This is a genomic window from Moorena sp. SIO4A1, from assembly GCF_010672065.1.
Taxonomy (GTDB): Bacteria; Cyanobacteriota; Cyanobacteriia; order Cyanobacteriales; family Coleofasciculaceae; genus Moorena.
In genome coordinates, this window is the sequence record NZ_JAAHHX010000824.1 from 1 (window position 1) to 1,285 (window position 1,285).

At 41.6% G+C, this 1,285-nt stretch carries 1 protein-coding gene; it reads right to left on the bottom strand.

Annotation, left to right across the window (positions count from 1 at the left end; translation table 11 throughout):
- Positions 1-221: 221 nt before the first annotated feature.
- On the bottom strand, positions 222-1,285 hold a 1,064-nt coding region (locus tag F6K53_RS43225), incomplete at its 5' end, for a mechanosensitive ion channel domain-containing protein (RefSeq protein WP_293086854.1).

Genomic DNA, 1,285 nt, shown 5'->3' on the forward strand with positions numbered 1-1,285 from the left:
CAGGCGATCGCTGCGATCTTTTTTTCTCTATTACTTGCTTGGGGAGGATTATTAATCAAGTAATAAGTAATACTAAATCCTGTCCCATACCCCCCTTATTAAAACAGCTATAGATTCATCGAAGAATAAAAGGATTTGGTTGATTTTTTGTAAAGGGGGTATGGCAAGCGGATTTGGTATTAGTCATTGGCCTGATATCAAGTTCCCTATTCCCTTAACTATCAATTATTATCTGAAGTATTGTTCATTTGAACATTCTTGTGACTAGTACCATTGTGACTAGTACCATTGTGACTAGTACCATTGTGACTAGTACCATGAGATTGTCTGGCCATCCACTGAGTCAATTCCTGAGATAGCTGAGTTAGGGACTCAATTAACTGGTGTGAAACGTCTACAGGAAAATTACCAGAACGGACGTGCAAATCTAGCTTAGGAAAGGGAATATCAACATGGTAATGACGTAGTATTTCTTCAATCAGAAAGTAAAGCTCACTCTTGATTTGGAACTGCTTGGGAGGGTCTTTAATCCAAACCAACAACTCAAACTTGAGGGCATTTTCCCCAAATCCAATAAAAAATACATTAGGGGCTGGTTGATCTAAGATTTCTGGATGTTGAGAAGCTGCTTCAATCAGAGCACTACGGACTTTAATTGGATCTGAACCATAGGCCACCCCTACGGGTAATTTTAACCGGGATACTGGATTATTGTGAGTCCAGTTGACCACTTCAGCTTCCAGAAAGCGAGAATTGGGGATAATGATTGAGACTTGATCCAAAGTCAGGATTTCTGTACTGCGAATACCGATATTTTCTACTGTTCCCATCAGTTCCCCAACATTCACAAAGTCCCCGACTTGAATCGGACGCTCAAAAATGAGTACCAAACCGCTGACAAATTCCTTAGCAATTCCCTGGATTCCCAAGCCAATCCCCACACCCAAGACTCCGAAAAATACGGCTAGAGAACTAAAGTCGATTCCCCACAACTGCAATAGGACAATAACACCGATAAAGAGTATGGAATAATGGGTAATCAGAGCAATAGTTTCCTGGGCAGGGCGGCTGAGATTGGTGAGGCGAAGAATCCGCGATCGCAAAACTTTTTTTACTGCCTTGGCTAGGAGTATCAGAGCAGCAAATAACCCAATCAAGCTTAATAATCCTAAGACAGAATAGGGTTTATCTCCCACCCAAATGATTTCCCACGTCAAGCTTTGAACAAATGTGTCGTTAAGTTGGCGGCTCAACTGGCGAGTTTGGGGAAATAGGTTACTAGTAT